A 19,926-nucleotide genomic window follows, 5' to 3' on the forward strand; every position below is an offset into this window, starting at 1 on the left:
ATGCGCATCGCCATCGGCGGCTTCCTCCATGAAAGCCATTCCTTCGCCCCGGTGCCCACGGGGTGGAGGGACTTCGCGGAGCCGGGCGGCTGGCCGGCGCCGCAGCGCCCGGCCGGATTGCTGGAGGGGCTGCGCGGCACCGGCGTGCCGGCGGCTGGCGCGATCGAGGCCGGCGAGCGCAGCGGGCTGCGCCTCGCCCCCCTCTCCTGGGCCTTCGCCAACCCGGCGGGGCCGGTGACGGCCGAGGCCTTTGAGCGCGTCGCGGCCTGGATCGTCTCAGACCTCTCGGCCGCCATGGCGCAAGAGCCGCTGGACGGGATCTATCTCGACCTGCACGGGGCCATGGTGGCCGAAGCCTTCCCCGATGCGGAAGGCGAGCTTCTGCGCCGCGTGCGCGCGGTGGCCGGGCCGGACATGCCCATCACCTGCAGCCTCGACCCGCATTGCAACCTGACGGCCGCCATGGTCGAGCGCTCGGATGCGGTCTCGCCCTTCCGCACCTACCCGCATGTGGACATGAAGCAGGCCGGCGCCCGCGCCCTGCGGCTGCTGCTGGAGCGCATCCGGCGCGGCAGGCCCTTCGCGCGTGCCTACCGCCAGGTGGATTTCTGGCTGCCCATCACCAGCCAGTGCACGCTGGTGCCGCCGATGAGCGAGGTCTTCGCCGAGCGGGAGCGCATCGCGACGCGGCATGGCGTGGCCGAGCTCGCCTTCTGCTTCGGCTTTCCCTACGCGGATTTCCCGGGCTGCGGCATGGCGATCGCCGCCTATGCGGCTGACCAGGGGGCGGCGGATGCGGCGGCGGATGAGTTCCTCGCCCTGCTGAACCGGCGGGAACGCGACTTCGCGGGGGAGATCCTGCCCGCCGCCCGGGCGGTGGCCGAGGCGATGAAGGTCCAGGCCTCGCGCCCCGTGGTGCTCGCGGATACGCAGGACAATCCGGGCGGCGGCGGCCATGGGGACACGACAGGCCTGCTGGCGGAGCTGGTGCGCCAGGGCGCGCGCCAGGCGGTGGTCGGCTCCATCAACGATGCCGAGAGCGCGGCCGCCTGCCACAAGGCCGGGGAGGGGGCGACGCTCTCCCTTCGCCTCGGGGGCAAGAGCGACGGCGCGCCGCTGGATGTCACCGCGCGTGTGCTGCGGCTTTCCAACGGGCGGTTCACCTGCACGGGCGCCATGGCGGGCGGCAACCCGGCCGATCTCGGACCATCCGCACTCATCGCCATCGGCGGCGTGAAGGTGATCATCACCAGCCGCAAGATGCAGGCCTATGACCTCGCCCTGTTCCGGCATATCGGCGTGGAGCCGGCGCAGGAGCGGATCGTCGCCGTGAAGTCCTCCGTCCATTTCCGCGCCGATTTCCAGCCCATCGCTGAGCGGGTGCTGGTGGTGGCCGCGCCAGGGCCGGTGGTGGCCGATCCGGCGACGCTGCCCTTCCGCAACCTGCGCCCGGGTTTGCGCCTTCGTCCCGGGGCGAACGACGTCTTCGCCCCGGCTTCGAGAGGATAGGGAGGAGCGGATGTTCAGCCATGTGATGGTGGGCGCGCGCGACCTGGAGGCGATGGCGCGCTTCTATGATGCCGTGCTGCTGCCCCTGGGCCTCGAGCGCGGGCCGGATTCGACGGCCGGGCCGAAAGGCATCTGCTACCGCGCGCCGGGCACGCGGCACCCCACCTTCGATGTGCAGCAACCCTTCAACGGCGAGTCGGCGCATCCCGGCAATGGCTGCATGGTCGCGTTCTTCGCCCCCAGCCGGGCGGCGGTGGATGCGGCCCATCAAGCGGCCCTGGCCCATGGCGGCACGGATGAGGGCGCGCCCGGGATTCGGGAGCGCTACGCCTCCGACTACTACGGCGCCTATGTGCGGGACCCGGAGGGCAACAAGCTGCACGTCGTCCACCGCGGCGGATGAGCACGCGCATCGAGCGCGTCGCCGCCCTGCCACCCGGCTTCCCCACGCTGCGTGACGCCGCCCTCGCCGAGGGCTGGCGGATGCTGCGCGTGCTGGAGGAGGATTGGACGAGCGGCGTGCTGCGCTTCGATGGGCCGGGCGAGGGGATGTTCGCCGCCTGGCGGGGCAACAGCCTCGCCGGCATGGTCGGGCTCAGCCGCGACCCCTATGCGGAGGAGCCCGGTGTCGCGCGCCTGCGCCGGCTCTACGTGGCGCCCGCGCATCGCGGGCGCGGCATCGGCCGGGCGCTAGTGGAGGCCGCGGCGGCGGAGGCCCATGGGTTCCATACCCTCCGCGTCCGCTCACCGGCGGCCGCCCGGCGATTCTACGAGGCCTGCGGCTTTCTGCCGGCGGTGCTGCGGTCGGCGACCCATATGCGGCCGCTCTGACCGATCGGGGTCGTTGTGTTGGAGGGCTCTGCCCTCCACCCGCCAAGGGCCTGAGGCCCTTGGAACCCCGTCTGACTGCCGTGGATGCCCCGGACTGAAGGGGACCCTGGCTGCGGGTGCCCTTCCTGCGTTTGCAGTCGCCTCGGGTCCACAGCCCGAGGCGCACCGTCAGCCGAATGACTCCAGCTCGAAGAAAAAGATGATGGTGAGGGGCTCGGGGAGAGGAAGAATTCCTTCTTCCTCTCCCCGGGACAGACCGCCAGCGCAGAACAAGGCCCCGCGACGGGATCACATCCGGGCAGCGGTGGCTCCAAGCGTGCGAACGGCCTCGCGCGCCGTATCCACCTCGCGCCCGGTGGCGGCGAGCTGGCGTTGCCAGCCGTGAACGCTGGCCTGCAGACGCTGCGTGCTGTCCCGCAGGCTGTAGAGGCTTTCGCGGAAGGCGTTGATCGCGCCCCGCTGCTCCTCCTGGGCGATGGCGAGGAGGCGCAGGGCGGATTGCAGCCGGTCCTGCGGATCACGGGTGAGGGGAAGGATCTCGGCCATGGGCTTCGCTCTCGCAAAAGATGACTGAAGGCTTAACGCCGCGCGTGGGAGCCGCACATCTTCAAACTGCGTTAACGAAGTTCAATTCTGACCGCGCGGTCAGAACGGAAAACGGCCCGCGGGATCTCTCCCGCGGGCCGCTTCATGGGCCGGTCCTGTCCTAGTTCACCTCGGTCCGTGCCACCGCCTGGCCGGCGGAGGACGGGGCCGAGACCGCGCCCGGCAGTGCCGCCGTCCGCTCGGCGGGCACGGCCGCGATCAGGGCCATGGAGACGGCGGCGAGATACGGGACGGACTGCACCAGCAGGATCACGGTCCAGAGGATCGCCTCCCAGGTGCCGCCCCGATGCGCGAGCGTGATGCCGGCGGCCGCAAGCCAGAGGAGGAGCATGAACACCAGCTCCTGCCGCGCCGTCATCAGCCCCTGAACCAGGGCGGGCGCGTTTTCCATCTTCGGCGTGCGGGCGAAGTGGGCCCGCCGCTTGAAGAAGCCCTGCCACACCGCCTTGCCGATGGTGTGGGACAGCGCCAGCCCGCCCAGGGCCGCGCCCAGCCGATCCCAGGCGCCGCAGGAGACGCGAGCGCGGTAGAGCAGCCAAATCTGGGCGAACTTGAAGGCGAAGAGCCCGATGCTCGGGATCATGAAGAGAGTGATCGGGAACTCGTCCGACAGGCCCAGCGAGACGAGGGCGGTGCGCAGCCCCTCGGTCGCGATGCTCAGGCCGAAGAGGTCGACCGTGGGATAGAGGCGCGTGAGCGGGATGAGGGTGAGGCCCACGGACCAGATCAGGCCGCCGATGACGAAGGCGAGGCCCAGCGCATCGCCCACCCAGGGGAACCAGCCCATCACGAAGTGGAAGCGCTGGCCCTGGGTCAGGCTGCGGTCGAACGGGTTCAGCAGCGCCTTCCAGTGGTGCTTGACGATCTGCACCGCGCCGAAGGCCCAGCGGTGCCGCTGCTTGCGGTAGGCGGAGAAGTCGTCCGGCATCACGCCGCGGCCCATGGAGTCCGGGCAGTACACGGCCTCCCAGCCCTGGCGCATCAGCTTCAGGCCCAGCTCGCTGTCCTCGCAGATGCACCACTCCGCCCAGCCGCCGGCATGCAGCAGCGCCGACCTGCGGATCAGCGTCATCGTGCCGTGCTGGATGATGGCGTTGCGCTCGTTGCGCGTGACCATGCCGGCCTTGAAGAAGCCCGCATACTCCCAGAACATCAGCCGCTTGAAGAGGCCCTGGTTGCCGTCGCGATAGTCCTGCGGGCTCTGGGTGAAGCCCACCTCAGGGCGGTCGAAGAAGGGCGCCATGCGCCGCAGCCAGTCCCGCCGGACGATGTAGTCGCTGTCGATCACGCCCACGATCTCGGCGTCCGGCGCCGTCTCGCGCAGGGCGAAGTTCAAGGCGCCGCCCTTGAAGCCCGGCCACTTGCCGAGATGGAAGAAGCGGAACCGGCTGCCGAGGCGGGCGCAATGCTCGGCCACCGGCTCCCACAGGGCGGGGTCGGTGGTGTTGTTGTCCACCACCAGCACCTCGAAGTCCGGATAGTCCAGTTCGGCCAGGGCATCGAGCGTCTCGCGCACCATCTGCGGCGGCTCGTTGCAGATCGGCAGGTGGATCGAAACCTTGGGCAGGGCTGCGCCATCGGAGGCGGGCAGGGCGGGCCAGCGGCGCTTGGAAACCCGGCCAAACAGCGTCTCGGCCAGTTCGAAGCCGTCCGAGAGCAGCAGCGCCAGCAGCAGGACCTGCCCCGCCACCAGCAGGGACCAGACCACGCCGGCGGTGGTGGACATGTAGGTCTCGCTCATCGCCAGCACCACGCAGGTGCCCAGCGCGACGAAGCCCTGGGAGAGCACGGCCAGCATCAGCTTGCCCTGCCAGCGGATGTCCGGCCGACGGGCGAGGAAGAAGAAGGCGGCGAGGAAGGCGATGAGGCTCGCGCCCAGGGCCCAGCCCAGCCAGCCCGGCGTCTCCTGCACGGGGCCGGTCAGCGGCCACTTCTGGTGGCGGTCGAGGTCATACATGCCCCAATGGCCGGCCGCGCGGCCTTCGAAGGAGACCTTCCAGGGCTGGTCGAAGGCTTCCATCACGAAGTAGTCGAGCCCGCGCTGCTCGGCGATGTTGAAGAAGCTGCGCAGGAACAGCGCCTGGTTCACGCGGGTGGCGCGGGCGGCGCCCTGGGCCACGCCGTCGGACGGCCAGCCCACCTCGCCGATCACGATCCTCTTGCCGGGGAAGCGCGCCTGCACGGCGTCGTACTTCTCCATGATGAAGCGCAGCGCGTCGTCGATCGGTAGCCCCTCCCAATAGGGGAGGAGGTGGATGGTGATGTAGTCCACCGCATTGCCCAGCTCGGGATGGTCCATCCACACATGCCAGGGCTCGGCCGTGGAGACGGGCTGGCGCACCTGGCGGCGCACCTGCTCGATATAGCCGACCATCTGGGCGGGGGTGACGTCGCCGCGCAGCACGGCCTCGTTGCCGACCAGCACGCGCTCGACGTTCCGGCTCTCCCGCGCCACCTGCACCAGGCGGCGCAGCTCGGCCGCGTTGCGGTCCAGCCGCCGGTCCAGCCAGGAGCCGAGGGTGATCTTGAGGTCGAGCCCCGTGTTCCAGGCGATCTCGGGGATCCGCTCGATCCCGCCATGGGCCGCATAGGTGCGGATATGGCGCGTCATGGGCGCGACGCGGCGAAGGTCACCCTCGATCTGCTCCGGCGTGGGCCAGTTGCTCCCCTCCGCGCTCTGCCCGCGCTGGTAGGGGGCGAAGGCGAGGCCGTTCACCTGGCCCCGGAAGTCCGGCATGGCGACCGGCCGGTTGAGGGCCCACCAGGCGCCCAGATGCGCCAGCGCGACCAGCACAAGCACGATGAGCGTGGTGCGGTGCCGGGCCAGCCCGGCAGGGCGCGCGGGGGTGGAAAGGGCTTCGGGACTACGGAAGGGGCGCGGTGCGGCGTGCGCGTTCATCGCGTGGAGGGCTCCGGCGCCGGGCCCGGACCACCGCCCGGCCGATCCGGGCTGACATGGTCTGGGCGCCATCTGCGCTCAATGCCATCAACCCCCCTGGCTGCGGCGCCCTTCCGGCCCAATCTGGGCAAGATTGCGGCGCAACAAAAATGCCGGGCCATTCACGGCGCCCTCCTCGGGCCCTCCCTGGGCTCTCCTGGGCTTAGGCAGAGGGACCGCCGGGCCCTATGATGTGCCCGCCCGAACCCCCCAGGGGTCGGACAGCCCGACCCCGAGGGGTCAGACAGAAGGATCCTCCTCCGCACCATGTCGGCACTGCTGGAAATCGGCATCATCATCCTGCTGGTGCTGCTGAACGGCGTCTTCGCCATGAGCGAGCTGGCCATCGTCTCCTCCCGGCGGGCCCGCCTCTCGGCCATGGAAAAGGCCGGCTCGGCCGGGGCGCGGGCGGCGCTCGCCCTCGCCGATGACCCGCAGCGCTTCCTGCCCACGGTGCAGGTGGGCATCACCCTTGTGGGGGTGGTGGCCGGCACCTTCGGCGGCGCGCGGCTCTCCGCCACCCTCGGCCCGGTCCTCGAGTCGATTCCAGGCATGGCGCCCTATGGCAACGAGGCGGCGCTCTTCCTCGTGGTCGTGCTGATCACCTACCTGTCCCTCATCCTGGGGGAGCTGGTGCCGAAGCAGCTGGCCCTGCGGAACCCGGAGCAGTTCGCCATCGTGGTGGCGCGGCCGATGCTGGCCCTGTCCCGCTTCTCCGCCCCGGTGGTCTGGCTGCTCTCCGGCTCCTCCGCCCTCGTCCTCCGCCTGCTGGGCGCCAGCCATCAGATCGAGCAGTCCGTGACGGAAGAGGAGGTGAAGGCGGTGGTGGCCGAGGGCGCGGAGGCCGGGGCGCTGGAGACGGAGGAGCGGCACATGATCGAGCGCGTCCTCCGCCTCGCCGACAAGCCGGTTCGTGCCCTGATGACGCCGCGCACCGAGATCGCCTGGCTGGACCGCAACGCCACGCCCGAGGAGGTTTCGGAGAAGCTGAAGGGCGAGACGGTGAACCGCTTCATCGTGGCCGATGGCCGGGTGGACAATGTGGTGGGCGTCGCCGCCGCGAAGGACCTGCTGGACCAGGTCCTCTCGGGCCAGCCCCTCTCGGTCGCCGGCGTGCTCCGCCAGCCCATGGTCCTGCCGGACAACCTCTCGGCGCTGGACGCGCTGGAACGCATCCGCCAGGACCCGCTCGGCCTCGCTCTGGTCATGGACGAATACGGCTCCTTCGAGGGCGTGGTCACGGCCTCGGACCTGCTGGAGGCGATCGTGGGCGAGCTCGGCGCCCCAGCCGTGCCGCTCGAATCCGGCCCGGCGGTGGAGCGGCACGATGGCAGCCTGCTGCTGGACGGGATGATGCCCAGCGACGAGCTGCGCGCCCGGCTGGACCTGCCGGTGCTGCCGCAGCCCGGCACCTACCATACGGTCGCCGGGCTGATGCTCGCCTTGCTGCGCCGCGTGCCGAAGGAGGGAGACCGGATCGTCTTCGGCGGCTGGCGGTTCGAGATCATCGACATGGACGGGCGCCGCGTGGACAAGGTGCTGGCGGCCAAGGACGAGACGGTTCCGGTCTGAGGCCCGGCGGCGCGGCTCAGCCCTCGTCGGGGGCGATGAGCCGGGCCGTGCCGGACACGCGGATCGACTCCCCCGGCTTCCCGGTGATCGCGACCTTGAGGCGGCAGGGGACGCCCATGTCGTCGCCCTGCCGGATGTCGATCCCACCGCCATGCGGCCAGCCCAGGTCGCGGAGGTAGCCGCCGAGCGCCGCGGCGGCGGCCCCGGTCGCCGGGTCCTCGGCCACGCCGCCGGCCGCGAAAGCGTTGCGGACATGGAAGAGGCGCGGCGACTCGGCATGGATCAGGGCGATGGTCACCAACCCCGCCGCCTCCATGAGGGCTCGGCCAGCCTCCAGCTCATACCTCATCGCCGCCAGCGGCCCGCGCTCACGAAGGGCGAGAACAAGATGCCGCGCACCGGCCTCGGCCAGGGCAGGGGGGAGACACGGGTCGAGAGCCCCGGGCGTCAGCCCGAACAGCGCCAGGGCATCGGCCACCAGCCCGGCTCCGGCGGGCGCGCTGCGGGTTTGCGGGGATTGGAGGGCTGCGCTCAGTCTGTCCCCCTCGCACCATCCCTCGACGGTGATCGCCCCGGCCGGGATCCGCAGGTGGTGGCGTCCGCTGCCCTGACGGAGCGCAAGGGCGGCACCGAGCGCGATGGTGGCATGGCCGCAGAAGGGCACCTCCATCCGGGGCGCGAAGTAGCGCACGCGCCAGGCCTCACCCTCCGGCGCGGCGAAGGCGGTCTCAGAATAGCCGACCTCCGCCGCGAGCGCCTGCATGGCGGCAGCCGGCGGCAGGGCGGGGGCGATCACCACCCCGGCCGGATTGCCGCCCCGCCCGCCGTCGGAAAAGGCCGCGATGCGCTGGACCCGCACGCGTTCAGCGCCGGAGACGGGCCCAGCGTGCCTGGATGGCGGCAAGGGCGAAGCCGCCGCACATGCCGATATGCTCCACCGCCACGTGCATGCTGGCGATCGCCTCGGGCCCGGACTTGGCCCAGAAGGAATGGACGAGCGGGATCGTCAGCAGGGTGAAGACGGCCATGATCCCGGCGCCGAGCCAGGCATGGCGCCCATGAATCACCAGCGCCGCCCCGACCAGCTGGGTGATGATGACGGCCACCGCGAAAGCGGTCGGCGGATGCAGGCCGAACATGGCCATCTCTGCCTGGGCGCCGCGGAAATCCAGCAGCTTCGCCAGGCCGCTGGCCCAGAAGGGGAAGGTGAGGACCACGCGCGTCAGGACACCGAAGACCGGGCTGTCCAGGAGGGCGGCGATGGGGCGCGGTGTGGCGTCCGCGGCCCGGGCGTTCATGGACGTGGCGCTCATGCGGCCTTCTCCCCAGGGATGGCCCCCGGCCCAAGGCCAGGGGCGTTCGGTGTGAAGGCCGCACCATGCGGCGCGCGGAACGGTTGTGCCAGCGGGACGTATCCCGCCGCGGAACGCTCTCAGCCGCCCCCGGCCGCGGTACGCGCGATGGGTGCGACGAACTGGGGCTCGGTGTCCCAGGGGAAGAGGATCCAGGTGTCCTGGCTCACCTCCGTGATAAAGCTGTCCACCAGCGGCCGGCCGGCAGGCTTGGCGTAGATGGTGGCGAAATGCGCGCCGGGCAGCATGGCGCGGACCACCTTGGCCGTGGTGCCGGTGTCCACCAGGTCGTCCAACACGAGCCAGCCCGTGCCGTCCCCGGCGGCGGTCGGCGGCTTGGCCACCATGGGCTGTCCCTTGTTCTGCTCCTCTCCGTCCTGGCCATAGGTGATGACGGAGACGCTCTCGATGAGGCGGCAATCCAGCTCGCGCGCGACGATCGCGGCCGGGATCAGCCCGCCACGGGTGATGGCGACGATGCCCTTGAAGCCGCCATTCACCGGGCCCTTGCCGACCAGGCGCCAGGCGAGAGCCTTCGCGTCACGGTGCAGCTGGTCCCAGGTAACGGTGTAGTAGCGCGGGGCCATGGGGCAGTCCTTGTCTCGATAGGCCGGGTCTGGAGGGGCCGGGTCAGAACATCCGGGCGCCGTTCGGCACCGGCTGGTCCGGGCGGAGCAGGACCACCGCGCCGGTCTCGTCGGGCACGCCGAGCACGAGCACCTCGCTGGGGAAGCCCGCGATCCGGCGCGGGGCGAAGTTCACCACCCCCATCACCTGCCGCCCGACCAGGGTCTCGGAGGTGTAGTGCACGGTGATCTGGGCGGAGGAGCGGCGGATGCCGATCTCTTCCCCGAAATCGATGGTCAGCTTGAAGGCCGGCTTCCGCGCCTCCGGAAAGGGCTCGGCGGCGATGACCGTGCCCACGCGGATATCGATCCGGTCGAATTCGGCGATGGTGGCGGGGGTCGCGGCGTTCATCAGGGCGCGATAGCGGAAGGCGGGGGCGCCGGAAAGATGCCACGGTCCGCCAGGGCCAGCCTGTGGCCGCGCCGGGCCGGGCGCGGTAGCCTCGGTCCGATGTCCAGGCCCAGCATGCCCGAAGCCCCGCTTCCCAAGTCCATCGCGACCGTGTGCCTCTCGGGCAGCCTGCCCGACAAGCTGGAGGCGGCGGCGAATGCCGGCTTCCAGGGGGTGGAGATCTTCGAGCAGGACCTGCTCACCCATGACGGCCCGCCCGAGGGCATCCGCGCCATGGCGGCGGATCTCGGCATCGGCATCACCATCTTTCAACCCTTCCGCGACTTCGAGGCCATGCCCGAGCCGCAGCGCCGCCGGAACATGGACCGGGCGGAGCGCAAGTTCGACGTGATGCAGGCGCTGGGGACCGACCTCGTCCTCGTCTGCAGCAACGTGCAGCCGTCGGCCATGGACGACACCGCCCGGGCCGCGGCGGACCTGCGGGAAATGGCCGAGCGCGCCGCCGCCCGCGGCCTGCGCGTGGGCTACGAGGCGCTTTCCTGGGGCCGGCATGTGAACCGATGGCGGCAGGCCTGGGATATCGTGCGCCAAGCTGACCATCCGGCACTCGGCCTCATCCTCGACAGCTTCCACACCCTTGCCCTGGGGGACACACTGGACGGGCTGGCGGGGATGGTGCCGGGGGAGAAGATCGCCTTCGTCCAGCTGGCGGACGGGCCGCGCCTGTCGATGGACGTGCTGAGCTGGTCCCGCCACTACCGGAACTTTCCCGGCCAGGGCGAGCTGGACCTGGCCGGCTTCACGCGGGAGGTGCTGGCGGCCGGCTACCGCGGCCCGCTCTCGCTCGAGGTGTTCAACGACGAGTTCCGCGCCGCCCCGGCCCGCCGGATCGCGCGGGACGGGCATCGCTCGCTCATCTGGCTGGATTCCGTGCTCGCCGGCCCCTCGATCCCGGCGGCGCCGCTGCCGCCCGCGCCGGTGCTGGACGGGGTGGAGTTCCTTGAATTCGCGGTGGACGAGGCGCGCGGGCGGGACCTGTCGGATTTCCTGGCGACCCTGGGCTTCCGCAAGGCCGGGCAGCACCGCTCCAAGGCGGTGGAGCTGTGGCGGCAGGGCGGGGTGAACCTCGTCCTCAATGCCGAGCCGGACAGCGCGGCTGCCGGGCATTTCGAGCTGCATGGCGCCTCGGTATGCGCGACCGCCCTGCGCGTGGACGACGCGACCCGTGCCCTGGCCCGCGCCGAGGCGCTGCTCTGCTCCAGCTGGCGCGAGCGGCTGGGGGAGGGGGAGCGACCGATCCCGGCCGTCCGGGCGCCGGACGGGACGCTGATCTATCTCGTGGAGCGCGGGGACCAGGGCCGGAGTATCTGGGAAAGCGACTTCCACCTGCTGCCCGGTGCGGCGGAGGCCCCGGCGGCGCTGGAGCGCGTGGACCATGTCGCCCACGCCCTCACCGGCGGGCAGATGGACGGCTTCGTGCTGTTCCACCGCAGCGTCTTCGGCCTGGAGCCCAACCCGCCGATGGACCTGCCGGACCCGCAGGGCCTGGTCCGCAGCCGCGCCATGGCCGACCCGGCCGGGCGGGTGCGGATGCCGCTGAACGTCTCGGAGGGCCGCCAGACCGCGACGGGGCGCTTCGTCTCGGCCATGGCGGGCGCGGGGGTGCACCACATCGCCTTCTCCACCCCGGATATCGCCAGCTTCGTGGCGGGGCGCGCCGCGCCCATGCTCACCATCCCCGATAATTATTACGAGGACCTGGCCGCCCGCTTCGGGCTGGAAGATGCCGCCCTGGCGGAGCTGGAGCGCGGCCATCTCCTCTATGACCGGGACAGCGGGGGCGGCGAGTTCCTGCACGCCTTCACCCTCTCCTTCGAGGACCGCTTCTTCTTCGAGGTGGTGGAGCGGCGCGGCGGCTATGCCGAATACGGCGCCGCGAATGCCGGCGTGCGGATGGCGGCCCAGGCCCGCTCGCGGCCCTGGAGCCCGGCGCGCTAGGGCTCGCGCCCGCCGCCCGCCCGCCCGGAGCCTCGGATTCCGGCTCACCCCGGGCTTTCGCCGCGGGGAGTCGCGGCGTATTCGGGGGGCGGGCCACATAACGGGCCCGTGCCGCGCCCGGCGGGCGAGGCCACCGACCCCTGGGGAGAACGGACTTCACATGCGCGACCTGCATCTTCCCGGGCGCAGCCCGGCCATGGCGCTCAACGCGATGGCGGCCACCTCCATGCCCGTCGCTACCCTGGCCGCGCTGGACATCATGCGTGCCGGCGGCAACGCGCTGGACGGCGCGATCGCGGCGGCGGCCGTGCTGGCGGTGGTGGAGCCGCAATCCACCGGCATCGGCGGCGACTGCTTCTGCCTCTACGCCCCGGCCTCGGGCGGGGTGGTGGCGATCAACGGATCGGGCCGTGCGCCGGCCGCCGCGACCCCGGAGGCGCTGCGCGCCGCGGGGCTGACCGCGATGGTCAACACCTCGGCCCATTCCGTCACCGTCCCCGGCGCGATCTCCGCCTGGGAGGCGCTGAACAAGGCGCATGGCAAGCTCGGCCTCGACGAGATCCTCCAGCCCGCCATCCGCTATGCCGAGGAGGGCTTCGCGGTCTCCTCCCGCGTCTCGGCGGATTGGGAGGACAGCGTCGGCAAGCTCTCCCTGCAGCCGCAGACGGCGCGCCGCTTCCTGAAGGACGGCAAGCCCTATGCCTTCGGGGACCGCTTCACCCAGCCGGAGCTGGGCAAGACGCTGCGTGCCATCGGCAAGGACGGGGCGCGCGCCTTCTATACGGGCCCGATCGCGGCGGACATGGTGGCGGCCCTTCGCGCGGCTGGCGGCCTGCACACCGAGGAGGATTTCGCGGCCGGGCAGAACGTCGCCGACTTCGTGGACCCGATCTCGCGCAAGTGGCGGGGCATGGAGGTGTTCCAGTGCCCGCCCAACGGCTCGGGCCTGCTCGTGCTGATGCTGCTCGGCATGCTGGAGGGCTTCCCCGAGCCCGCCGGCCCGCTGGACGCCACGCGCATGCACCGCCATCTCGAGGCCGCGCGGCTGGCCTATCGGGACCGCGACGCCTTCCTCGCCGATCCCTCCCAGGTCGAGGTGCCGGTCGCCAAGCTGCTTTCCGATGACTACCTCGCCAAGCTCCGCGGCATGATCCGGGACGACCAGGCGATGGTAGACCTGCCGCCGGCCGGCGACGTGGACTGGCAGAAGCACAAGGACACGGTCTACCTCACCGTCGTGGACCGCGACGGCAATGCCTGCTCCTTCATCAACTCGCTCTTCGAGGGCTTCGGCTCCGGCATCCTGGCCGAGGGTTGCGGCGTGATGATGCAGAACCGTGGCTTCGGCTTCCGCCTGCAGGAAGGGCACCCGAACTGCATCGCCCCGCGCAAGCGCCCGATGCACACCATCATCCCCGGCATGGTGATGAAGGACGGCAAGGCGATCATGCCCTATGGCGTGATGGGCGGGCACTTCCAGCCCATGGGCCAGACCTGGTTCCTGACCAACCACTTCCAGTTCGGCCTGGACGTGCAGGAGGCGCTGGACCTGACCCGCGTCTTCCCGAGCGTCGGCGCCAGCCACCGGGACGTGGAGATCGAGAACGGCCTGCCGCCCGAGGTGAAGGCGCAGCTCGCGGCCCTCGGCCACCAGCCGAAGCTGATCAAGAAGCCCCATGGCGGCGGCCAGGCCATCCTGATCGACCGCGAGCGGGGCATCCTCGTCGGCGGCTCCGACCCCCGCAAGGATGGCTGCGCGATGGGCTACTGAGGCCCGCCGCTCTGCCCGATCGTGGACTGACAGGAACCCGTTGATGACCGAACCCTGCGACCTCCCCGCCCTCGAGGCGCGCCGCCTGATCGGCGCGAAGAAGCTCTCCCCCGTGGAGCTGCTCGATTCCTGCCTGGCGCGGATCGAGGCGGTGAATCCGGCCATCAACGCGGTCGTCGCGATTGACGAGCGCGCCCGCGACGCGGCGCGCCGAGCCGAGGACGCGGTGATGCGGGGCGAGAAGCTGGGGCTGCTCCATGGCCTGCCGATCGGCATCAAGGACCTGGAGGAGACGGAGGGGCTGGTCACCACCTTCGGCAGCCCTCTCTTCAAGGACAACGTGCCCAAGGCCGATCTCAGCTCCGTCGCGCGCATCCGCGCGGCGGGCGCGATCATTGCGGCCAAGACCAACACGCCGGAATTCGGCGCGGGCGCGAACACGCGCAACGCCGTCTATGGCGCGACGGGCAACCCGCATGACCCCACAAAGTCGGCGGCGGGTTCCTCGGGCGGCTCGGGCGCGGCGCTGGCGGCCGGCATGTTCGCCATCTGCTCGGGCTCCGACACCGGTGGGTCGCTGCGCAACCCGGCCGCCTTCAACGGCATCGTCGGCTATCGCCCGAGCCCGGGCCTCGTGACCACGGAGCGCAAGCTGCTCGGCTGGCAGAACCTCTCGGTCCTCGGCCCGATGGCGAACAACACGCCGGATGCGGCGCTGCTGCTCGCGGCCATGGTGGGCGACGATGCGCGCGACCCGCTGGCCTATACCCTGCCGGGCGAGGCGGTGCGGGCGAAGCCCGAGCGCTACACCCCGCTCGCGCCGATGGACCTCTCCTCCCTCCGGATCGCGGCCACCGAGGATTTCGGACTCGCCCTGGTCGAGAGGACGGTGCGGGAGGCCTTCCGCGCCCGCGTCGCGGAGCTCGAGCCGCTGTTTGCCGGCATCGACGAGGCGACGCCGGACTGCACAGGCGCGAACGAGGCCTTCGAGGTGCTGCGGGCCCTGAACTTCGTCGCCGCCCATGCGGAGAAGGTGGCGAAGACGCCGGAGATGGTCGGCCCGAACGTGCGGGCCAATGTGGCGGAGGGCCTCGGCTACTCCGCGGCCGATGTCGCGCGCGCCAGCGTGCTGCAGACCCAGATGTACCATCGCTGGCAGGCCTTCTTCGCCGCCGGCACGGATCTCATCATCGCCCCGGCCATCACGGTCTCCCCGCGCCCGTGGTCGGAGCTCTTCCCGTCCGAGATCGACGGGCAGAAGACCCGCACCTATTTCCACTGGCTGGCCATGGCCTACATCGTGACGCTCACGGGGCACCCCGCCATCTCCATCCCCATGGGGAGGGACGCCAAGGGCATGCCCTTCGGCCTGCAGATCGTCGGACCGCGCGGCGGCGACGCGCTGGTGCTCCGCGCCGCTGCCTCGATCGAGGCAGCCGTGGCGGGCGACGCGCTGCTCACCCGCCCTGTCCCGGATATCGCGGCCCTGGCCAAGGCGCCGCCAATCTCCTCCATGCCCGGCTTCCTGGGCTTCGACTGAGGTTCGCCATGCGCCGTCTCGCCCTCGCCCTGTTCGCTGCCTCGGCCGCCTGGGCCGGCGCGGCGGCGCCGCTGGCCGCCCAGGGGCTGCGGATCGCCATGGCGGGGGAGACCACCTCCGCCGACCCGCACCAATACGGGCTGACGCCCAACACCACGCTTCGCGGCCACCTCTTCAACGCCCTCACGGAAACGGCGCCCGATCTTTCCGCCACGCCCGGCCTCGCCGCGCGCTGGGAGCGGGAGAGCGATACGAGCTGGCTTTTCCATCTCCGCCCCGGCGTCACCTTCCATGACGGCAGCGCCTTCACGGCCGAGGACGTGGTCGCCAGCTTCTGCCGCACGCGGAACAATGACGGCGAGGTCACCCAGTCCTTCTCCCGCTATGTCCGCGGCTTCGCGAAGGTGGAAACGCCGGACGCGATGACGGTGCGGATCGTCACCCGGGAGCCGGCGCCGCTGCTCCCGAGCGATCTCTCCAACATCGCCATCATCCCGCGCCGGCTGGTCCCCGCCGGGACGCTCGACTTCCAGGCGAACCAGCAATGCGGCGTGACGGGCAGCTGGCCCACCGCGCAGGACTTCAACGAGGGCCGCGCCTCGGTGGGGACGGGGCCGTACCGCTTCGTCTCCTACACGCGCGGCGGCGCGATCGAGCTGGCGCGGTTCGACGGTTATTGGGGCCCGAGGCCGCATTGGGCCACGGTCCGCCTGACCCCGGTGACGGCGGCTGCCCCGCGCCTCGCCGGGCTGCTGGCGGGAGACCACGATCTGATCGAGGCCCCCAACACCGCCGACCTCGCGCGGCTGCGGAGCAATGCGGCGGTGCATGTCTCCGCCTCGCCGACCACGCGGCTGATCTTCCTGCAATTCGACACGGCGCGCAGCCCGAGCCCCTTCGTGCAGGGCGGGAGCGGCCGGAACCCCCTGCAGGACGCGCGCGTGCGCCAGGCGCTCTCCCTGGCCATCGACCGCAAGGCGCTGGCCGAGCGGGTGATGGACGGCGTAGCCCTTCCGGCGGCGCAGTTCCTGCCGGAGGGCATGGCCGGCACCATCCCGGGCCTGCCGGTTCTCCCCTATGACCCGGGCCGCGCGCGGGCGCTGCTGGCGGAAGCCGGCTACCCCCAGGGCTTCGCGCTCACCTTCCACGCCACCAACAACCGCTATGTGAATGACGCGCGGCTGGCGCAGGCCATCGTCCAGTACTGGCAGCGGATCGGCGTGAAGGCGGAGCTGGACACCATGCCCAGCGCCACCTTCTTCACCCGTCGCGCCCGGCGGGAGTTCTCCATCGCCATGGGGGGCTGGTCGGCCGACGCGGCGGAGACCCTCCTGTTCCAGCAGCCCTGGCTCATGACGACCGATGCCTCGCGCGGGCGCGGCAGCAGCAATTACGGCGGCTGGTCCGACCCGGCCTTCGACGGGACGCTGAACCGGGCCATCGCCACCATGGATCCGGAGGCCAGGGCCGGTCTGCTTCGGGAGTCCGGGAGCCGGGCGCTTCAGGAGATGCCTGTGGTGCCGATCCATTTTGAAAGCGCGACCTGGGCGAGCCGCCGCGGCTTCCGCTATCCTGGCCGGGTGGACCAGACGACGCTGGCCGCCGAAGTGCTGCCCGAATGATCTTCCGGCGCCGGCGCCGGCGGCTGCTGGCCCTCGGCGCCTTCCTGCCCGGGGCGGCGGGGGCGGCGATCCGGCCGCGCCATGCCGCGCCGGAACTCATCAGACCGGATCCCACTATGCCCTTCGCGCCCCAACTGGCCGAGGCCCTCTCCAGGCCGGGCCGTGCCGCCATCATCTTCGATGACCCGGCCGGCGACCCGAGCCGGCCCGTGACCCTGCACGCCTACCGCCCCCAGGGCTGGCGCCCGGAGGGGCAGGTGGTGCTGGTTCTGCACGGCATGGGCCGGAACGGGGACGAGTATCGCGACTTCTGGGTGGAGGCTGCCGAGCGCCACAATCTTCTCATCGTGGCGCCGACCTTTCCGGCGCATCTCTTCCCGACGCCGGAAACCTACAACAACGGCTCCGTCCTTGGCGGCGACGGGTCGCTTCGTCCCGCGGAGTGGCGCGGCTACCGGATTCCGGCCCGGGTGCTTGCGGCGCTGCGCGCGGCGGGTCTCTCCACGCGCCCCAGGGCGCTGATCTTCGGGCACTCGGCCGGCGGACAATTCCTCCACCGCCAGCTCTCCACCGAACCCTCAGAAATGTTCGAGGCGGCGATGGTCGGCAATCCCGGCTGGTTCAGCCTGCCGGACCTCGACCGGCCCTTCCCGGCGGGCCTGGGCGGGATCGGGGTGACCGAAGCCGAACTAGCCCGGCTGCTGGCCTTCCCGATGACCATCCTCTCCGGCGAGGAGGATGTGGAGACCAGCGGCCCGAGCCTGCCCTCTCAGCCCGAGGCGCTGGCCCAGGGGCCGCACCGCTTCGCGCGGGCGCTGTACTATTTCGAGGCTGGCAAGGCCGAGGCAGCGCGCCGCGGTCTGCCCTTCGGCTGGAAGCGGGTGACTGTGCCGCATATTGGGCATGACGGAGCCGCGATGTCCCGTGTTGCGGCGAGCCTATGGTTCGAGGGCATGATGCCGTCGGATGCCACGCTGGCGGAATGGGGCCGGAAGGGGCAGGGGGCTCTCTAGGGGCCTACCGGCCCGGCGGATGGCGCCCTTACCAGTGGCGCCATCCGTGCCGGTAACCGGGGTAGTAGCCGTAGTAGCGCGGCGCGGGCGCGTAATAGACCCGGGGCGGCGGGGCGTAGTAGGGCCTGTAATAGCCAGGCCCCGAGGCGATCGCCGCCCCGGCAGCGGCACCGATCCCTGCGCCGACCAGGGCGCTTCCCGCCACGTTCGGCTCGCCGTAGGGGCCGTAGCATCCGCCCAGGGCGAGCCCGGCGAGAGCGAGCACCGTAAAACGGGTTTTCATCGCCAGCCTCTTCCATAGCCATGGCCATAACCCTGGGCATAGGGGCGGCCATATCCATAGGAACCTTGATGCCGGCGCGGCGGTTGCCGGTAGCGCGGGCCGTTGTCGCTGGCCGCGGCGGCGACCAGGCCGGCGGCGAGCCCCACACCGGCGCCGAGGGCGAGGGTGCTGCCCCAGTCCGTGGAGCCATCCGGATTCTGGCAACCGGCCGTGGCCAGGGCGGCTCCGAGGGCGAGGGCGGGGAAAAGGCGGACCTTCATCTGGTGGGACCTCCGATGCCAGCAAGGATGGGCGGCCCCCGTGGCGCGCGCGGGGCGGCTCCGTGGCGGGCGGAGGCGGGATGAAGGTCTTTTCATGGCGGGGCGCCGGAACGCCCCGCCGGGCGAGGTCAGCCGCGCTGGCCGGAGAAGGCGTTGAAGGTCTGGAGCGTATAGGTGTCCTTCACGCCCGGCACGCCCTGCACCCGTTCCACCACGAAAAGGCCGATATCCTGGTCCGGCTCCAGGTAGAACTTGCCCAGCAGGTCATACTGCCCGCTCGTCGAATGCATCTCGGACAATTCGGGGATGCTGTCCGCCATCTCCCGCGCGACGCGGTAGGCGGCCCCCATTTCGCATTTGATCATCACGAAGATCGCTTTCATGCTCCACCCGCTGCGGCCAGGGCCGCAGGATGGCGCGATGGCGGCAGGGTTCCAAGCCCGGGCCGAAGGTTACTGCGCGTATCCGCTTGGATTCCATGTTGCGCGCCACCGCTCCCCTCGCGAGAATGGGAGCAATCTATCGGACGGTTGAATGCGAAAGCGCACGCAGCTCGTCGTTCTGGCCGTCCTCCTGGGCGGCGGAGCGGCCTGGCACTTCTATGGAGAGCAGGCGGGCCTGCCGAGGCCGCTGGCCCTGCTTGGCCTGGAAAGGCGGGCGGCCACCGCCACCACCGGAGCCGCGGCCCCGGTGAACGTCGCGGTTGCCCCGGTCCGCACCGGGGTGGTGATCGAGAGGGCGGAGAGCGTCGGGACGGTCCGCGCGCGGGAAGCGGTGACGATCGCCGCGAAGAATTCCGGTATCGTCACCGCCATCCGCTTCCAGGAAGGCCAGCGTGTCGCCGCCGGGGACGTGCTGGTGTTGATGGATGACGCCGCCCTGCGCGCCGAGCTGGACCAGGCCCGGGCGCAGCTCGACGACGCGCGCAGCCAGCTTCAGCGCGTGCAGCGCCTGACCGCGGGGGTGGTGGCGGAACAGCGGGTGGATACGCTTCAGGCCGCCTCCCGCGGCGCCGAGGGACGCGTGCGCCAGGTTCAGGCGCGCCTCGACGAGGCACGGGTGACGGCTCCCTTCGCGGGGCGGGTCGGACTGCGCTCGGTGAGTGCCGGGGCGCTGCTGCAGCCAGGCACGCCGGTGACGACGCTCGACGACATCTCCCGGGTGCGGGTGGAGTTCTCCGTTCCCGAGATTCACGTGGCCCGCGTGAAGCCGGGCAGCATCGTGAAAGCCCGCAGCAGCGCCTATGGCGAACGCCGCTTCGAGGGCACCGTGACCGTCGCCGACACTCGCATCGACCCGGCCACCCGGACGGTCCGGCTGATCAGCGAATTCGACAACCCGGACGAGGCCTTGCGGCCCGGCCTGTTCCTGACCATCGAGCTGGACCTCAGGACCCGGAACGACGCGCTGATGGTTCCTGAGGAGTCGCTGGATCCGGTGGGGGAGCGTGCCTTCGTCTTCGTCGTGCGGGACAACCGGGCGCACCGGGTGGAGGTGACGCTCGGGCAGCGCCTTTCGGGCGAGGTGGAGGTGCTGCGCGGCCTGGCCGCCGGGGACCAGGTGGTGGTCCGAGGCATCCAGCGGCTGCGGAACAACGCGCCGATACGGATCACCGAGACCATCACGCGTCCGACGAGCTGAGGGGGGAGGGGC

Annotated in this window: 19 protein-coding genes; 10 read left to right on the forward strand and 9 right to left on the reverse strand. The window is 71.3% G+C overall.

The annotated features are described in order from the left end of the window. Genes BUB97_RS06625 through BUB97_RS06635 form a run of 3 tightly spaced genes read left to right on the forward strand, consistent with a single transcriptional unit; the run spans position 1 to position 2,340 of the window. Entirely contained in the window at positions 1 to 1,509 is a 1,509-nt protein-coding gene (locus BUB97_RS06625) for a M81 family metallopeptidase (protein WP_073132879.1), read from the forward strand. 10 nt (positions 1,510 to 1,519) lie between these two features. Beyond that, entirely contained in the window at positions 1,520 to 1,912 is a 393-nt protein-coding gene (locus tag BUB97_RS06630; RefSeq protein WP_073132881.1) for a VOC family protein, read from the forward strand. After that, positions 1,909 to 2,340: a GNAT family N-acetyltransferase gene (locus tag BUB97_RS06635; RefSeq protein ID WP_073132883.1), complete on the forward strand. Its 432-nt coding sequence runs from the start codon at positions 1,909 to 1,911 to the stop codon at positions 2,338 to 2,340. Before BUB97_RS06630 ends, BUB97_RS06635 begins: the two co-directional genes overlap by 4 nt. A gap of 288 nt (positions 2,341 to 2,628) precedes the next feature. Here the strand turns inward: BUB97_RS06635 and BUB97_RS06640 are convergent, their stop codons facing one another. Then, positions 2,629 to 2,886, reverse strand: a complete 258-nt coding sequence (locus BUB97_RS06640; protein WP_073132885.1) for a hypothetical protein — start codon at positions 2,884 to 2,886, stop codon at positions 2,629 to 2,631. Positions 2,887 to 3,046: 160 nt separating this feature from the next. After that, on the reverse strand, positions 3,047 to 5,845 hold the full coding sequence (locus BUB97_RS06645) for a glycosyltransferase (protein WP_073132887.1): 2,799 nt from the start codon (positions 5,843 to 5,845) through the stop codon (positions 3,047 to 3,049). Between the two features lie 306 nt (positions 5,846 to 6,151). On the opposite strand from BUB97_RS06645, the gene BUB97_RS06650 reads away from it, so the two are divergent. Beyond that, complete coding sequence (locus BUB97_RS06650) at positions 6,152 to 7,456, forward strand: hemolysin family protein (protein ID WP_073132889.1); 1,305 nt, start codon at positions 6,152 to 6,154, stop codon at positions 7,454 to 7,456. 16 nt (positions 7,457 to 7,472) lie between these two features. Here BUB97_RS06650 and BUB97_RS06655 read toward each other — a convergent pair whose 3' ends face one another. The 4 genes from BUB97_RS06655 to BUB97_RS06670 form a co-directional block, all read right to left on the reverse strand. Next, the gene (locus BUB97_RS06655; RefSeq protein WP_073132891.1) at positions 7,473 to 8,315 is read right to left on the reverse strand and encodes a PhzF family phenazine biosynthesis protein; all 843 of its coding nucleotides are present in this window, start codon (positions 8,313 to 8,315) and stop codon (positions 7,473 to 7,475) included. Between the two features lie 4 nt (positions 8,316 to 8,319). Beyond that, a complete protein-coding gene (locus BUB97_RS06660; RefSeq protein WP_245818211.1) occupies positions 8,320 to 8,769 on the reverse strand; it encodes a DoxX family protein in 450 nt (149 codons plus the stop codon). A gap of 119 nt (positions 8,770 to 8,888) precedes the next feature. Next, a complete protein-coding gene (gene gpt, locus BUB97_RS06665) occupies positions 8,889 to 9,395 on the reverse strand; it encodes a xanthine phosphoribosyltransferase (RefSeq protein WP_073132893.1) in 507 nt (168 codons plus the stop codon). Positions 9,396 to 9,438: 43 nt separating this feature from the next. After that, positions 9,439 to 9,786, reverse strand: a complete 348-nt coding sequence (locus tag BUB97_RS06670; protein WP_073132895.1) for a tRNA-binding protein — start codon at positions 9,784 to 9,786, stop codon at positions 9,439 to 9,441. A 114-nt stretch (positions 9,787 to 9,900) separates the two neighbouring features. Here BUB97_RS06670 and BUB97_RS06675 point away from each other — a divergent pair, with 114 nt between their 5' ends. From BUB97_RS06675 to BUB97_RS06695, 5 genes are all read left to right on the forward strand, one after another. Next, on the forward strand, positions 9,901 to 11,784 hold the full coding sequence (locus BUB97_RS06675) for a bifunctional sugar phosphate isomerase/epimerase/4-hydroxyphenylpyruvate dioxygenase family protein (RefSeq protein ID WP_086061959.1): 1,884 nt from the start codon (positions 9,901 to 9,903) through the stop codon (positions 11,782 to 11,784). A gap of 160 nt (positions 11,785 to 11,944) precedes the next feature. Beyond that, positions 11,945 to 13,555 (forward strand): gamma-glutamyltransferase family protein, encoded by a 1,611-nt coding sequence (locus BUB97_RS06680; RefSeq protein ID WP_073132899.1) that lies wholly within the window; start codon positions 11,945 to 11,947, stop codon positions 13,553 to 13,555. Positions 13,556 to 13,598: 43 nt separating this feature from the next. Further along, positions 13,599 to 15,095 carry an amidase gene (locus BUB97_RS06685; RefSeq protein WP_073132901.1) on the forward strand — a complete coding sequence of 499 codons (1,497 nt, stop codon included), beginning with the start codon at positions 13,599 to 13,601 and terminating at the stop codon, positions 15,093 to 15,095. 8 nt (positions 15,096 to 15,103) lie between these two features. Next, positions 15,104 to 16,717, forward strand: coding sequence for an ABC transporter substrate-binding protein (locus tag BUB97_RS06690; RefSeq protein WP_073132903.1), 1,614 nt, complete (start codon positions 15,104 to 15,106; stop codon positions 16,715 to 16,717). Continuing rightward, a complete protein-coding gene (locus BUB97_RS06695; protein WP_245818212.1) occupies positions 16,714 to 17,730 on the forward strand; it encodes an alpha/beta hydrolase family protein in 1,017 nt (338 codons plus the stop codon). The genes BUB97_RS06690 and BUB97_RS06695 overlap by 4 nt, the downstream gene beginning before the upstream one ends. A gap of 28 nt (positions 17,731 to 17,758) precedes the next feature. On the opposite strand, the gene BUB97_RS06700 is transcribed toward BUB97_RS06695, so the two are convergent. The 3 genes from BUB97_RS06700 to BUB97_RS06710 all read right to left on the reverse strand — a co-directional run bounded on the left by BUB97_RS06700 (position 17,759) and on the right by BUB97_RS06710 (position 18,656). Continuing rightward, positions 17,759 to 18,013, reverse strand: a complete 255-nt coding sequence (locus BUB97_RS06700) for a hypothetical protein (protein ID WP_073132905.1) — start codon at positions 18,011 to 18,013, stop codon at positions 17,759 to 17,761. Then, a complete protein-coding gene (locus BUB97_RS06705) occupies positions 18,010 to 18,273 on the reverse strand; it encodes a hypothetical protein (protein ID WP_073132907.1) in 264 nt (87 codons plus the stop codon). The genes BUB97_RS06700 and BUB97_RS06705 overlap by 4 nt, the downstream gene beginning before the upstream one ends. A 128-nt stretch (positions 18,274 to 18,401) precedes the next feature. Beyond that, positions 18,402 to 18,656: an Lrp/AsnC ligand binding domain-containing protein gene (locus BUB97_RS06710; protein ID WP_073132909.1), complete on the reverse strand. Its 255-nt coding sequence runs from the start codon at positions 18,654 to 18,656 to the stop codon at positions 18,402 to 18,404. 151 nt (positions 18,657 to 18,807) lie between these two features. On the opposite strand from BUB97_RS06710, the gene BUB97_RS06715 reads away from it, so the two are divergent. After that, positions 18,808 to 19,914 carry an efflux RND transporter periplasmic adaptor subunit gene (locus BUB97_RS06715; protein WP_073132911.1) on the forward strand — a complete coding sequence of 369 codons (1,107 nt, stop codon included), beginning with the start codon at positions 18,808 to 18,810 and terminating at the stop codon, positions 19,912 to 19,914. Positions 19,915 to 19,926 lie beyond the last annotated feature (12 nt).

It is taken from the genome of Muricoccus roseus, assembly GCF_900141905.1.
GTDB classification, from domain to species: domain Bacteria; phylum Pseudomonadota; class Alphaproteobacteria; order Acetobacterales; family Acetobacteraceae; genus Roseomonas; species Roseomonas rosea.